The organism is Pedobacter sp. (genome assembly GCF_035317785.1).
In the GTDB taxonomy this organism is placed as follows: Bacteria; Bacteroidota; Bacteroidia; order Sphingobacteriales; family Sphingobacteriaceae; genus Pedobacter.
The window spans coordinates 1-15,083 of record NZ_DATHGC010000093.1 but is presented as its reverse complement, the minus strand read 5'-3'; the positions used below and the strand labels follow the sequence as shown (position 1 = coordinate 15,083).

The window sequence follows — 15,083 nt, the reverse complement described above, 5'->3', positions numbered from 1 at the left end:
AGAAGACCGGTGCAATCGTAAAGTGGCAGACCGTATATAACTTACTCGACGAAAAGGGAACTCCGGTAATGACAGAAACCCAGACCTGGAGTATGCAACTGGACAAAGGAAAGTTTCTGCTTAGCCTGGAGTGGCAGGGTGAAGCAAAAACAGATATTACTGTGGCGAAATATCCATATGGAGGTCTGTTCCTGCGAATGCCCTGGAAACCGGGCATTAATGGTGAAGTGGTCAATGCGGCACGTCAGCGCAACCAGAAAGCTGAAGGTCAGCCGGCAACATGGGTCGATCTAGCCATGCAGGTAGATGGTAGGAACGACAAAGCGCATATCGCAATATTAGATCATCCCGAAAATAAAGGCTATCCTCAAAAATGGCGTGTCGATGAGCAAATGGGTGTGGGACCTGTAAGGGCTCATGATGCAGACTGGAGCATAAAAAATGGGGAAACAGAGACTGTTAAACATCAATTGGTGATCTATGCAGGTGAGTTTAACGATATTGACATAAACAATGTATGGGCCAAATTTGCCGGCAAAGATCCTTCCTGGGCTAGTGTAGACATGTGGGCCATCGCTAAGCAGGAAGGAAAGGATGCAAAGTTCCTGACCCCTGAAGAGGCTGTAAAGGCCATGACGCTTAAGGATGGCTTTTTGGCTAATGTTTATGCATCGGAGCCAATGATCACTCAACCTATGGCCTTTTGCTGGGACGACAAAGGGCGGCTTTGGGTGGCAGAAAACAGAGACTATGAGTCCAGATCTTCAGGTTTTTCAAATGACGGCAACAGCCGGATATTAATACTGGAAGATACCGATCACGATGGCAAAGCAGATACTAAAAAGATCTTCGCAGAAGGAATCTCCTTCCCCGCTGCTATGGCTGTTGGTTTCGATGGTGTATTTATTGGTGCCCCTCCCAACCTGCTTTTTGTGCCAGACCGCAATCATGACGACAAAGCTGACATGGCCGATATTGAAGTGCGGCTAACCGGCTGGGGTATTAGGGACAGACACGAGACAATGAACAGTTTTCATTGGGGGCCGGATGGCTGGTTGTATGGCTGTCAGGGATTTGCTACCCCCTCACGTATCCGCAAACCAACAGGCAAGGGCAAACTTTACAGTCATAAAGAACCCTTTCCTGATGATGAAATTTTAAAGGGTGAAGGGGTGGACATTAATGGTGGTGTATGGCGCTACCATCCGACTAAAGACAAATTTGAAGTGGTCGCACACGGCTTTAGCAACCCCTGGGGAATTGACTATGATGCCAAAGGCCAGATTTTTATTACGGCTTGCGTCATCCCGCATTTGTGGTATGTCATCCCGGGCGGCATTTACCACCGGCAGGGCGGCCAGCATTTTAATCCCTATACTTATACGGACATCAAAACCATAGCAGACCATAGCCACCGCTCTGCACATGGAGGTGCAAGCATATATCAGAGCGATGCGTTTCCAAAAGATCAACAGGGGCGGGTATTTATGGCCAACATACATGAGCATGCTATTCTTACAGACATACTGACACCTAAAGGTTCTGGCTTTGTGGGTTCACATGGTGAAGACCTGATGGCCGCTAACAATGCACAATGGGTAGGCTTCAGTACTTCTGTAGGTCCTGACGGCGATTTATACGTTCTGGACTGGCATGATGCTGACATCTGCGGGGGCTCAGTGCTGAATAAGGAAACAGGACGTATTTTCAGGATTTCACCGAAAACCTCTCTGGCGGAAAACTTTAAAACACGCTATGCGGACCTGAATAAACTGAGTGACAAGCAACTGGTTGAACTGCAGACCAGCAAAAGTGACTGGCATTCCAGACGTGCCCGTGGTGTACTTCAAAACCGGGCTTTTAAACATCAGCTCAAAAAAGGCACTCTGGAGGCGCTTCGTAATATCTATATAAATCATACTGATGCGAATTATCGTCTAAGGGCAATGTGGGGGTTATATGTGTGTAACGGGCTTAACAATGATCAATTAGTCGCCGCTTTAAATGATAAGGATGAGTACATACGTGGCTGGGCCATACAATTGTTATGGGAAGATGAAACTCCTTCTGCAGCTGCTGTCTCCAAACTCGAACAAATGGCACGGTCTGAAAGTTCAGCCGCCGTACGCTTATACCTGGCATCAGCCATGCAGCGGATAGATTTAACCAACCGCTGGACCTTGGCTGCCAATTTGATCCGGCATGGTGAAGATGAAAACGATCACAACCTGCCTAAAATGCTGTGGTATGGCATCGAACCGCTGGTAGCCAAAGACCCAAACCGGGCTTTTGAGCTGGCCGCCACAAGTAAGCTGAGCATGATCAGAAAATTTATTGCCCGCAGGGCAATAGATGCAGATGCCACTAATGCACTGGTAACCTGGCTTGGTCAACAATCCAGTGCAGATACGGCAATGATTGCCGGCATGCGTGATGGTCTGGAAGGGCGCACTGACCTCAAAACTCCGGCAGACTGGAAAACTACCTATGCCAAATTGCAGGGTTCCGGTGAAAGAAACAAGCAATTGTCTTTGGAGATAGCCCAATATTTTGGAGATACAGAAGCCGCTAATCAGTACTTTGCTACGCTGCATGATAAAAGTGCGACAGCAGATAACCGACGTAAAGCGCTGTTGGCGCTGTCAGCACAACAAAGAGCTGAGTTGATCAAAGACCTTCCTGCATTACTGGATGATCCTGCAATCCGCAACGACGCCATACGTGCTATCGCCAATTATGACAATGAAAAAATGGCTCAGCTTCTTTTAAACAAATATCCTAAATTCAATGAAAAGGACCAGCAATCTGCCATAGAAACACTTGCATCAAGATCAAAATCGGGCTGGCTGCTCACCATGGCCATAAAAAACAAGACTATAGAAAAAAGGGACATTCCTGCCAGCGTGGCCAGGCAGCTGAGAAGGGTTGTCGGAAGCGGCTTTGTAGAAATCTGGGGACCTATTGATCAGCTTCCATCCAATGATCTTGCCTACAAAAAATACCGTGACCTGCTAACACCTAAAGCACTGGACAATGCCAGTCTTAAAAAGGGGCAAACCGTATTTATGCGTACCTGTGGAAGTTGTCATAAAATGTACGGTGAGGGCGGCTCCATTGGACCAAACCTGACCGGATCCAACAGGTCAAAAGTTGACTACCTTCTGTTTAACGTACTTGAGCCAAGCGGCGAAATACAGGAAGACTACAAGCTGGTAGTAATTACGACACGTGACGGGCGTACATACTCAGGGAATATTGTCACAGAGAATGAGCGTCAGATCACCATGAGGATTGTTGGACAAGAGGCCACAGTAATCAACAAGTCAAATATACAATCACGGGAAGTAATGCCTGTGTCCATGATGCCAAACGGGTTGTTTGAAACCCTAAGCAACACAGAGATTGTAGACCTGGTGGGCTTTCTGAGCAGATCAAAATAGGCCGGATAAGCATTGGCAATAATATGGTCTATTTCAGTGAAATAAATAAATTACTGATTTTCAATAAATTAATTGTACGTTTGTATCCATAATTAAAATATATTATAATGCAACAAGGAACAGTAAAATTTTTCAATGAGACAAAAGGTTTTGGATTTATCGTACCAGCTAATGGTGATAGCGAAATATTTGTCCACAGTTCAGGCTTAATCGACAACATTCGTGAGAATGATTCAGTAAGCTATGATGTTGAGCAAGGTAAAAAAGGCTTAAACGCAATTAATGTTAAGATCAGTTAATTAAACTCATTTTATAAATTAAGAAGAGCATCCCCTAAAGGGATGCTTTTTTTTGTGGGATACTTTTTCCAAATTACTACCTTTATTCCCGACAACCACGATCTATATGAATTTTATGAATAAATTTCTCTTCACCCTGATGGTCTTCATGGGTTTATCAGTAATGCTTTCTGCCCAAAATAAAGGGCTTGAACTCAAATCACCAAACGGAGCTATAAAAGTATCGCTTGATATTTCCGACAAAATATATTACGCTATAGCATATCATGATGATGTATTGTTGCAGAAAAACCATTTGTCACTGAGTTTGAGAAATGAAGTTCTTGGGCAGGCCCCTAAACTTACGGGAGCTAAAAAAGGCCAGGGAAATGAGGTCATTAAACCATACATCTCCTTAAAATATTCTGCGGTAAAGAATACATATAACTCAATCCTGCTAAATTTCAAGGGAAATTACGCGGTTGAATTCCGTGCATTTAATGAGGGTATTGCCTATCGTTTTCTAACGGCTAAAAAAGGTGAGATAGAAGTGCTTAATGAAGATGTTGCCCTCAATTTTCCTTCAGAATACACATTGCACCTGCAGCAGCCCGGTGGTTTTAAAACATCTTATGAAGAAAATTATTCACTGGTAAACTCCAAAGACTGGAAACCTGCAGATAAAATGTCTACACTCCCGGTACTGATCGATACCAAAAAACAATATAAAATACTGATCAGTGAATCAGATCTTCTGGACTACCCTTGTCTGTTTCTAAAGGGGAATGGAGAAAATGGGGTCTCGGCAACTTTTCCTAAAGTACCTTTAGAATTTGGAGAAGATGGCGACAGAAGTCAAAAGATCTTAAAAGAAGCCGATTACATTGCAAAAACTAAGGGCACACGCAGTTTTCCCTGGAGATACTTTGTGATCTCATCAGATGACAAGCAGTTACTGGAAAATACAATGACCCTAAAACTTGCATCTCCAAGTGTGATCAAAGACCCCAGCTGGATTATACCCGGTCAGGCAAGCTGGGAATGGTGGAATGATGCTTCACCGTATGGACCTGATGTAAACTTCGTATCGGGATACAACCTGGAGACCTACAAATACTACATAGACTTTGCCGCAAAATATGGCTTAAAATATATCGTCATGGATGAAGGATGGGCCAATAGTACAACAGATCCCTATACTCCTAACCCTAAGGTTGATGTTCACGAACTGATCAGATACGGTAAAGAGAAAAATGTAGGAGTCATCCTTTGGCTGACATGGCTTACCGTTCACAACCATATGGAATTGTTTAAAACCTTTAGTGAATGGGGAGTGAAGGGCGTAAAAATTGACTTTATGGACCGCAGCGATCAATGGATGGTCAACTATTTTGAGAATGTAATCAAGGAAGCCGCAAAAAATAAACTGTTTGTTGATTTTCACGGTGCATTTAAACCTGCCGGATTGGAATACAAATATCCTAACCTGATTTCATATGAGGGCGTGAGAGGTATGGAGCAAATGGGTGGCACCAAACCTGACAACAGTCTGCTGCTGCCTTTTATGCGTAATGCCGTCGGACCAATGGACTATACTCCTGGTGCGATGATCAGCATGCAGCCGGAATCGTACAGGGCTGAAAGGCCAAATGCTGCGAGCATCGGAACCCGTGCATATCAAATGGCGCTGTTTGTAGTTTTTGAAAGCGGCATACAAATGCTTGCAGACAATCCCACTCTTTATTACAGAAATCCCGATTGTACAGAATTCATTACCCAGGTACCAACCACATGGGATGAGACCAAAGCCTTAGCTGCAAAAGCAGGTGAAGAGCTTGTAGTTGCTAAGCGCAAAGGAGAAAAGTGGTTTATTGGCGGTATGACGAATGGCAAGCAACCAGAAAAAGCTGTTTCTATAAATTTTGATTTCCTGACCGCCGGAAAGACATATACCATGACCTATTTCGAAGATGGCATCAATGCAGGTCGCCAGGCAATGGATTACAGAAAGAAAACACTGCAAGTAAAATTTGGTGATAAGTTTGATATCAAAATGGTGCGCAATGGTGGATTTGCTGCTGTGATTTTTTGAAATCACCACCCCATTCTTCTCCGCAAAGAAATGATCTGCTCGGCATGATGCGTTCCATGCCAGTTGTACTGATTGGTCATTTGCCAGACCGGCACGTACTCCTTATTTCCCGGATGAAAATAGGTTCTTGTCCAATCCTGCTCTTCTAAATGCTCCAGCAGCGTTGTCCATCTCCTATGCAGGGCATGCAGCAGCGTTACCGATACATTCAGCGGAACAAGATTCACATCAGGCAGTTCAGCCCAAAGGTTTTCATCATACGGACTGATGGCTGGCACCTCTTCTGTCAGTGCCAGCTTCAATCTGATGTAAGCGTTCATATGGCTGTCTGCAACATGATGCACCACCTGTATAACACTCCAGCCCCCGGGACGATAAGGTGTATTCAGCTGTGCCTCATCCAGATTTTCAATGCAATAATCGAACAACAAGGGTGCTGACCTGATACCGCCAATCCAGGAAGCAAGAATGTCTGGATTATATTTGGCGGCAGGCACAAAACGACCAATCGGATACCTCAAATCTTCTAAAGCATTCTCCATAAATCTAAAAGGCCTTCACCAGTCTTATAATTTAATCGTCTGGGGCTCATCTTTACCATTGTGACAACTGACACAGGTAATATTCGTTACTTTCCCCTCCTTATCTTTATGATTAAAATACTTCTTATTGATCTTTGCTGTCATTTTTATCATCTCTCTCGCAATCAGCTTGTGGTTTTTTTCATCATTTGCAAAATCCATTTTTTTAGGATCATCTTTCATCGGAACATGACAGAAATTACATTTTACGCCCAGGGCATCCTTAAATCCGTCCATGACTTTTTTCATCTCGTCCTTACTGATGTTCTTGGGCAGTACTTTGAGGTTGGTATACTTCGGAGCAGGCTCCTGCCATGGCATAAATGCACTTAACATTGCAGCGGTCGCAACCAGAATACTGAGGGTTATTGTTTTTCTATAGCGCATAAAAAAGATCATTTGATATGACAATATAAAGACAATCCCTTATATATATATCGCTGATTTCTTATTAGGAATCAATCTAATCGTCTGAACATAAATGAAACAGAAAACAGGCATATAAATAAACGAAAAACAGCAGGACTGCACAAGGCAGAACCTGCTGATTCAAGGGATGGGATTGGAGAGCTAATTTTTTATTATCGTTTATAGGTACCCAATTCTGCTATCGCAGTAAATTGTCCGTTCTTATAATCTGATTTGATCACCATTTTAAAGTATCTGAAAGATGCTGGTTCGAGTAATTCAAGAAACTGCTTTAAATTGCTGTTTTCAAGGGTATAAGCACCAAGCGACCTCCAGGTTAAATTATCTGAACTTACCAGTATCTCAACCAGTTTGGCTGCGCCGTCCAACGGTACACGCTGCCTGTAGACGAGTCCATTGACCAGGTTTTCCGTTTTCATATCAATGGTTATGGTATGCGGATATAAACGCGATTTATCCATGTGCCAGATTGAGGTACTGTCCTTGTCAAGAACATTCTTTGGTACCCGTGTACCGTCAAAATCGACATTTTCTACTGTCCATGCACTGCGGACATGTTCGGTGGCAGGATTTGTTGCTGTTACAGTTTGCGTTGCCGAATAAAAGGTATCCAGCGAAAGCGAATCGGGAACATACATCGTCCGGTACTGAAAAGCCTTATGCCCTGCAAAATCAAAATTTTTAAGTGCCGTCTTTTTTGCAGTTACAGGGGCCATTGTCGTATTTAAATTTCCGGAAATATCTGTGTAGCTAATTTCAGTTCCAATCACAGTACCATCTGCAGGCCCCCAGGTTATCGTAACATCTTTATTTTCAAACTCTGCACTTTTGGCGGGCCGGGAGAGCAGAGACGCAATATAGTTATCGCCATAGACCATTCCTATGGCATTGGCGGTTATCGACCTGTTGTTGTCCTTATCGTACATTAAAATGTTAAACGAATAAGAACCTTCATTAAGATTCTCGAGCAATATACTCACGCCGTCAGGGGAATAAGATACCGGCACAGACAAAGAATCGCTCTTATTGTTCCAGTAGATCTGTGCCCTCGTTGCTGAAGGATCAGACAATAACCAGGTTAGTTTCAGCCTGTTTTTGCCCGAATGCGCTTTTAGAGAATCCGGAGTACCTACGTATACTATAGATCCTTTTTTTATAAAATCTACGTAAGTCGAATCCATTTTACTGCATGCCGCTAATGAAACCGCAATAACAGCGATGACGAGCATGGTTGTTGTTATTTCTTTTAATTTCATATTGTTTGTCTGTATGTATTGATGAAATTATTAATCTTTACTTCCGAAGAAGGTCAGTTCAGCCAGATAATGATGGTCAAGACTGCCCCATACCTTATTTGTTCTCCACCGAAGGTACCTATATCTCGCCGTCCCCGGAGGAATGTCGAATTCCTCTCCATCGACGACTGCATATTGAAAATCCTCACTGGTTACTATTCCTTGCGGAGATCCGGAAGGCTTTACGGACTGGAACTCTCCTATAAGCGTCCAGCTATCCCATGAGCCGTCTTTATTTGGATCATTGCTGCCATAAAGTTCAAATACCTTAGGGTCACCACCTGCATATGCTCCGTCGGTGCTCTGCTGGCCGCCCCCCAAACGGTGATAGAATTTAAATCGGCTCAGACTTACATTTGCACCCAAATCAAAGGTGAACCATTGAGGCAACCCTGTTCCGGGCTTGGTATGAAATACAGTACCACTATTCCACTTATCATCCCAAAGAGCTGTCACCCCGGCAAAGCCGCTATGTGGTGTGTACGTATCTGTCGGGAGTCTTACCTCTTTAAATTTTGTTTTATCAAGCTGCTGCTCAAATACGGGAGTCAGCTCTGTATATGCGGTATCCGAATGGTTGTCCCACCTGTCGCGGATATAAACCGCAAACTTTCTTTTTACCGGTGCAAAGCCACGTACATTTACAAAGCCTGCTTTTCTTTTGGTATAAAAAGCATCAGCCTGAACATAATCACCGATGGAATCCTGCACCAGGACATTAAGCACAAGATTTGCTTCTGACGGATTGATAAAAGTAACCCTGATCCCTCCAAAATTCTCCTGAATGTTTAAGCTTTTGAAGGTTTCCTGAATCGGTGGAGTTAAAGGATTTACTTTTACTGTAACGGGATCCGATGCATTCTCCCCCCTGCTTACCGCATAGAGTTTCACTTCATATTCCCTGGTATCAGCAAACCCGTCAATGGTAAGCGTATTCTTGTAATAAGTCGTTTTAACCTCCCGTTCCACACCGGGTCTGATGAAATATGTGGCCTTAATATACAGCATATTTGCCGGCCTGTCGTAGGTGATATTTGCACCGCCGGGAGTATTTTCTATTCTTACGTTACTAACAGGGCCCGGTGCGGCATCATTTTTATTAAAAGGTTCTGTATCGGTGTCTTTGCAGCCTGAAATCATCAGGAAAAGCAGGCATGCCGGCAATAAGTATCTAAACATAATTATAGATTTCTTTAGTGAGCTATTTATTTTATAACTGTTCATTACCATCCTGGATTTTGGTTCATCCTTTTGTTGCTTAACAATTCACTTTCCGGCAGTGGCCATAAATAATCCCTTGTGGTAAAAGTCTGATTGTAAATTACCCGTTCACGATAGTAAGAAACAGCATCTTCCTGGATCAGGTCCCAACCCGTAATTGGCTTATTGAGTTCTCTCGCGGCTTCTTTCCATCTGCGCAGGTCCCAGAAACGCTGTCCTTCAAAAGCCAGCTCAATCAATCTTTCTGTATGAAGAATTTCACGCATACCGTCTTTGTTGGAATACTTGGTGGGATTTTTTGAATAATTCGACCATGAATCCTCAACTGAATGCAAACCGGCCCTTTCGCGGACCAGGTTCACATATTTATAAACCTCACTGTTAGGGCCGCTCACCTCATTTTCTGCTTCAGCGTACAGAAGATATAAACTGGCCAGCCGGATCATAGGCCATGGATAGGTTTGGACGGTGTAAGTAGTTTCTCCTATCACATTGTTAAAATTCACCAGTTTCTTAGGCCAGTACCCGGTGACGGAATAGCTGGACTCATTTTGGGCAGTTGCGGGCTGTCCTTTTTTGCTTGATACAAAAAACAGATTCTTAGTCTCATCAAAAAGACCCTGTCCATACCAGATACCTCCGTCAAATCCAAGATCTGCATAGTAACGCGGCTCACGGTCAAAGTTCAGAGCAGCAGTAACATATCCCTCCTGCAGATAGCGCTTATCCTGTGCAGAAATACTTCTCAGTTTAAAACGGCCTGCATAATCAAATTCAATATCTTCCTTTATAGGAACCCCATTTTTGCTGTAAAACATTTCCGCTATTTTCAATGGCGGCGCAATATTACCCGAGGTAGTTCCATTAGAAACTCTGGTTGGATCAAGTCCGCGGGGAGTAGACTGATTTTGTAAGCTTCCTACCAGACTATTGGTATTCCCCCAAATGATTTCAGTGTTCCATTTTTCGCAAATTGCATTGCGGATACTCATCTGGGTTTTAATGGTATCCGATATTTTATACTGGAAGAAAGCAGGATTAAAAGTATAAAGCTTATGCCCCAGCGATTCACAAAATTCGACAGCAGCTTTGGCAGCGTCTCTGGCACGAAGCCATTTCTGAGGATCATGGGTGGTGTTGAACAATACGTTGCCCTCAGGATCTTTAAATCCTGTATAGTCCGTATTGCCGTTAAATAAAGGGCTCGCTGCTGTTACCAGCACTTCCGCTTTAACAGACAGCGCGATGGCTTTTGTAACACGTCCCAGTTCTGTAACTTCATTGTCTATTCTATCCGGCAAATCCGGCGTTGCCTCATCCAGAAGCTGAACAATATAATTTACGCAGGAATCTACCGGAGCGCGTACAGGATATACTTCTTCCACACTGGCATCCACCGGTACATTCACTTTAATGGTGGCGATAGGGCCGTACATGCGAAAAATATAATAGTGATAATAAGCTTTCAAAAATTTAGCTTCCGCTGCCCAACGGGCCTTTTCGACTTCAGGCATATCGGGTACCAAACCTATATTGTCGAGAAAAATATTGCATTCCCGGATACCCTGGTAGAGGTCTTTCCCACCGTTGGTGCCCTGCCAGTAATTCATATAAGAGTTTGATTTGTTCTGTCCGCCCCTCGCTATCCTCCATGGGTTTGAACCGCTGGTGGCCGGCAGCCAGAATTCATCGCCCCCGGCGTTGGCGACATTGTTGTCAAAAGAGCCGAGCGCAGGCATATAATTGTAGCAGCTAAACAAATACCGCTCGGCCGTACTGCGCAGACGAAAAGCATATTCAATCGTAGCAATATTGTCGGGTGTAATGTCCAGGAACTTTTTACAAGCACCCAATACACATACAGCCGTCAGGATCAAAATTATTTTTATAGATTTCTTCATGATGATTATATTTTAAAAAGATGCCAGTAAGCCAATGTTAAATACACGCTGCACCGGATAGCCCAGGCCATTTCCGGCCATTTCAATATCCCAAAGTTTAAAACTGCTAAACGACAGCAGGTTTGTGCCATTCACATACGCCCTGAATTTCTTCATGCTCAGTCTCTGTGTCAATTTTTGAGGAAGCGTATAGCCAATCTCCAATTGTTTTACCCTAAGGAATGCTCCACTTCTCATGAACCAGGTACTTCTTTGCGCATTATTTTCAGTACCTACACTAGTTGTGCTCAGCCTTGGCCACAAAGCATAGGCGTCCTGGTGATCCTCAGACCAGTGATTATCGGCATAGGCTTTTAGTAACTGGTTCTGCGGCAGACCGGGTAAGGTCTCATTATCGTAAAAATAATTTAAGAACGGCGCGGTAGCAAGAGCATCGATCCAGAAAGATTCCCGTCCAAGTCCTTGAAAAAATGTAGAAAAGTCAAAGTTCTTGTATCCCACAGAGAAACCAAATCCATAAGTAATTTCCGGAGTTGTCGGATAGCCAATGGGTACCTGATCCAGCGTAGTGATCTCTCCGTCACCATTTACATCGTAATACTTAATGTCTCCTCCCCCATATTCTCCAAATTGCCTTGGTGACCTTTGTGCTTCTTCATCGTCTATAAACAGGCGTTCAGCGATATAACCATACTGCTGGCCTATAGATAAACCAATATGCCGTTTCCAGGGGGCCTCATCATAAAATGGTTCTTCAAATTTAAGGTATTTGCTGGCTGCGTAAGTAAAATTAGCCATAGACTGCAGCCATAAACCATTAGGGAAAGAATGACTGTAATTCAATGAAATATCTACCCCTTTACCTTCTGCCTCTCCCATATTTGCTTTTGGCTGTGCCGAAAGCCCCATAGTGGCAGGCGTAGCGGTACGGGTCATCAAGATCCCGCTCCTGTGTTCTTTAAAAAAGTCAACCTGCAGGCTATAATCCCTGAAAAGATCCAGCTCCAAAGCAAGGTTTGTTTTCTTGGCTGTTTCCCAGGTGATGTCATTGTTTGCATATCTTGAAAGCGAGATCCCGTTCCTGGCATAGCCATTTTCACGGCCGAACACTGCTCCTCTGCCAGCGTCATTCATATTGACGTTTGACAGGTAAAGAAACCGGTCTTTGGCCTCACCAATGGCATCATTTCCTGACAAGCCATAAGTTCCGCGGAGTTTAAATTTGGTTACGATATCCTTCAAAGGCGCCCACCATTTTTCATTGGAAACATTCCAGGCCACACCGGCGGATGGGAAAAGACCCCATCTGTTGGTTTCAAAAAAGCGTTCAGAACCATTGTAGCCAAAGTTTACTTCGGCATAATAACGATTGTCGTATCCATAAGTGGCACGACCAGCCAGCCCGACATTTCTAAAGGGTAAGGAAGATTGCAGATCTGTAACCACTCCGGTCAGCTCATTGCGCAGCATAAATACAAATAAGCCGCTCAAAGAGTGTTTTTCATTAAAAACCCGGCTGTAGTTTACCGATGACTGCATATAGAATTTAGAATTGACAGTCCTGTTTCCCGGCACATAATCCAGGTACTCCGTACCTGTTTCTTCATTCAGCAGGTCAATTTTATAGGTATTGGCCTGCTTATCATACGCTCCTGCCTGGTACCAGAATGGCAGGTAGGTCCTTCTCACATCAAAAAATGTATTTCTCGTAATGTTTACCAGTGCATTGAAATTCAATCCCTCTGTCAATGCACTAAGGTCCTGTTTGGCTTCAAACTGGGCAGACATGGCAGATCTTGAATAATTTTTATACCCCTTCACCAGTTCTGAGTAGGGATTTAACAAATAAGCCCCGTTTCCATTGTCGTAATTGCCAAACATGATGTGCTTTACATAAGAATGGTCAGCATCTACCGGGTAGTAAGCAGGAAACAATACCGGATTGGTCCGCATCACCTTTTTATAAATGTCGGCTCCGTCGCTTACAGGGCCAGAATAATCATCAAAGCTGCCGCTCATCCTTACGATTACCTCAGTACTTTTGGTCAGGTTCACATTCACATTAGACCTTAGGGTATAGCTTTTCAGGTCAATATTGCTATTGAAGTTATTCCGGTGATCAACTTTCAGGATACCGTTGTCCTGGTTGACCGAACCTGCAATAAAATACCGGGCCACACCACCACCACCGGTTATGTTCAGGTTGGCACGCTGATTCATAGTATAATCATTAAACAAAGCTTTTTTCCAGTCCGTAGCCGGATACATGTATTGATTTACGCCCGCCCTTGTATAGTCTATTTTCTGATCGGAATAAGGCAAAATCCCTAAAGGGTCACGGGTCAATACCGCTTCGTTGTTCAGTTTCATATAGGTGATCGGGTCTGCCAGTTCCACATCACGTGTCGGTGCCGAGAGTGAATTTTCTAAACGGACATCAATTGAAGCTTTCTGAACTTTACCTTCTTTGGTACTGATCAGTATTACGCCGTTGGCTGCGCGGCTGCCATACAAAGAAGTGGCAGTTGCATCTTTCATGATAGAGAAACTTGCGATATCATCCGCCTGGAGACGGGCCATATCGGTGGTAGTTACTTCAATGCCATCTATTAAGATCAGCGGATCTCTTTTATAACCAAAAGAGGTCACCCCGCGAATAAAGAACTCGGCATTGTCCTGGCCCGGCTCCCCGCTGCGCTGATAAGCGATCACCCCGGCTGCCCTGCCAGCTAAAGCGGTGGTTAAGTTGCTGGACGGCACTTTTAGTTCAGAAGGCTTGATAGAGGTAACAGAACCGACCATATCAGTCTTCTTTTGTTTACCAAACGCGACTACAACCACCTCATCCAGGCCATTGTCTGATGATTTCATGGTTACATCAACTATGGGTTTTCCGCCGACAGGGACTTCCTGTGTCAGGAACCCGACCATTGAAAATACCAGAACAGCATTGTCATTGGGGATATCAAGGATGTATTTACCATTCTGATCTGTAGTAGTACCTGTTTTGGTACCTTTAATCGTAACAGAGACTCCTGGCAAAACACCTACCGAGTCACGGACTGTACCTTTAACATCTTGTCTTATTGTTTGTGCGCCAGGTTTAGCACTGATCTTTGGCCCAAGTACCACAATGGTTTTATTGTTGATTACATAAGTAAGCGGCTGCTGCGAAAAGCATTTATCTAAAAGCTCCTTCAGAGAAACGTTTTTGACTTTTACGCTGACAGGCAATGCCTGTTTTAGCATAGGCGAACTAATGATAAAGCTGTAATCGGTTTGTTTACTTATATCATCAAAGATTTCTTTTAGAGAAGCGTTCTCCTTATCCATACTTATTTTCTGCGCATAAGTTGCAGAGTAGGCGTGCATAAAGGAAGTGATCAATAAAATGCAAATTAGCTTCATTACTAACAGGAATTTAAATGGCATACGGGCTTTAATCCCGCAAGGAATTACATTATAAAATTTATACATTTGAATGTCAGCTTGATTTATAATTGGTTTATGCGAATTGATTAGAGTTGCCTGATATTTAGCCCGGGGTGCAGCGAACATCCCGGGTTTTTTAATAGAGGGCAACCATTATGTTTAAAAAATTAGTAGCTATTTAGACATAACAACGACCCTCCTTCCCTGAACTTTAAAGTGAACTTCTCCGGTTAATTCCAGGTTCCTCAACAACTCACTGATATGCTCATAGCGTTGTCCCCTGCCATAAAATTCTTTTCCCTTCATAGCGCCCTGATATACTACATCCACATCATACCATCGCGCAGCTTTGGCCATAATGCTATAAATATCCTCGTTCCTGTATACGAAATAGCCGTTCTTCCAGGCTACAGC

10 protein-coding genes are annotated in these 15,083 nt (G+C 43.7%); 3 read left to right on the top strand and 7 right to left on the bottom strand.

The window, feature by feature from the left end:
- The 3 genes from VK541_RS05685 to VK541_RS05675 all read left to right on the top strand — a co-directional run.
- Nucleotides 1–3,440: PVC-type heme-binding CxxCH protein (locus tag VK541_RS05685; RefSeq protein ID WP_324367793.1), on the top strand; the 3,440-nt coding region annotated here is incomplete at its 5' end.
- A 107-nt stretch (nt 3,441–3,547) separates the two neighbouring features.
- Nucleotides 3,548–3,739: a cold-shock protein gene (locus tag VK541_RS05680; RefSeq protein ID WP_073234115.1), complete on the top strand. Its 192-nt coding sequence runs from the start codon at nt 3,548–3,550 to the stop codon at nt 3,737–3,739.
- Between the two features lie 115 nt (nt 3,740–3,854).
- Nucleotides 3,855–5,810: a glycoside hydrolase family 97 protein gene (locus tag VK541_RS05675; protein ID WP_324367789.1), complete on the top strand. Its 1,956-nt coding sequence runs from the start codon at nt 3,855–3,857 to the stop codon at nt 5,808–5,810.
- A 2-nt stretch (nt 5,811–5,812) separates the two neighbouring features.
- On the opposite strand, the gene VK541_RS05670 is transcribed toward VK541_RS05675, so the two are convergent.
- The 7 genes from VK541_RS05670 to VK541_RS05640 all read right to left on the bottom strand — a co-directional run.
- Complete coding sequence (locus tag VK541_RS05670; RefSeq protein WP_324367787.1) at nt 5,813–6,352, bottom strand: YfiT family bacillithiol transferase; 540 nt, start codon at nt 6,350–6,352, stop codon at nt 5,813–5,815.
- A gap of 24 nt (nt 6,353–6,376) precedes the next feature.
- Nucleotides 6,377–6,778, bottom strand: coding sequence for a c-type cytochrome (locus VK541_RS05665; protein ID WP_324367785.1), 402 nt, complete (start codon nt 6,776–6,778; stop codon nt 6,377–6,379).
- 194 nt (nt 6,779–6,972) lie between these two features.
- On the bottom strand, nt 6,973–8,076 hold the full coding sequence (locus VK541_RS05660) for a DUF4998 domain-containing protein (RefSeq protein WP_324367783.1): 1,104 nt from the start codon (nt 8,074–8,076) through the stop codon (nt 6,973–6,975).
- Between the two features lie 30 nt (nt 8,077–8,106).
- Nucleotides 8,107–9,294, bottom strand: coding sequence for a DUF5000 domain-containing lipoprotein (locus VK541_RS05655; protein ID WP_324367780.1), 1,188 nt, complete (start codon nt 9,292–9,294; stop codon nt 8,107–8,109).
- 44 nt (nt 9,295–9,338) lie between these two features.
- On the bottom strand, nt 9,339–11,237 hold the full coding sequence (locus tag VK541_RS05650; RefSeq protein WP_324367778.1) for a RagB/SusD family nutrient uptake outer membrane protein: 1,899 nt from the start codon (nt 11,235–11,237) through the stop codon (nt 9,339–9,341).
- Nucleotides 11,238–11,249: 12 nt separating this feature from the next.
- The gene (locus tag VK541_RS05645; protein ID WP_324367776.1) at nt 11,250–14,645 is read right to left on the bottom strand and encodes a TonB-dependent receptor; all 3,396 of its coding nucleotides are present in this window, start codon (nt 14,643–14,645) and stop codon (nt 11,250–11,252) included.
- Between the two features lie 198 nt (nt 14,646–14,843).
- Nucleotides 14,844–15,083 (bottom strand): DUF4974 domain-containing protein (locus VK541_RS05640; RefSeq protein ID WP_324367774.1); only part of this gene is annotated, 240 nt, incomplete at its 5' end.

Excerpts from the sequence above, each read along its gene's own strand:
- VK541_RS05680 (WP_073234115.1), top strand. The coding sequence starts at position 3,548 with ATGCAACAAGGAACAGTAAAATTTTTCAATGAGACAAAAGGTTTTGGA.
- VK541_RS05675 (WP_324367789.1), top strand. The coding sequence starts at position 3,855 with ATGAATAAATTTCTCTTCACCCTGATGGTCTTCATGGGTTTATCAGTA.
- VK541_RS05670 (WP_324367787.1), bottom strand. The coding sequence starts at position 6,352 with ATGGAGAATGCTTTAGAAGATTTGAGGTATCCGATTGGTCGTTTTGTG.
- VK541_RS05665 (WP_324367785.1), bottom strand. The coding sequence starts at position 6,778 with ATGCGCTATAGAAAAACAATAACCCTCAGTATTCTGGTTGCGACCGCT.
- VK541_RS05660 (WP_324367783.1), bottom strand. The coding sequence starts at position 8,076 with ATGAAATTAAAAGAAATAACAACAACCATGCTCGTCATCGCTGTTATT.
- VK541_RS05655 (WP_324367780.1), bottom strand. The coding sequence starts at position 9,294 with ATGTTTAGATACTTATTGCCGGCATGCCTGCTTTTCCTGATGATTTCA.
- VK541_RS05650 (WP_324367778.1), bottom strand. The coding sequence starts at position 11,237 with ATGAAGAAATCTATAAAAATAATTTTGATCCTGACGGCTGTATGTGTA.
- VK541_RS05645 (WP_324367776.1), bottom strand. The coding sequence starts at position 14,645 with ATGAAGCTAATTTGCATTTTATTGATCACTTCCTTTATGCACGCCTAC.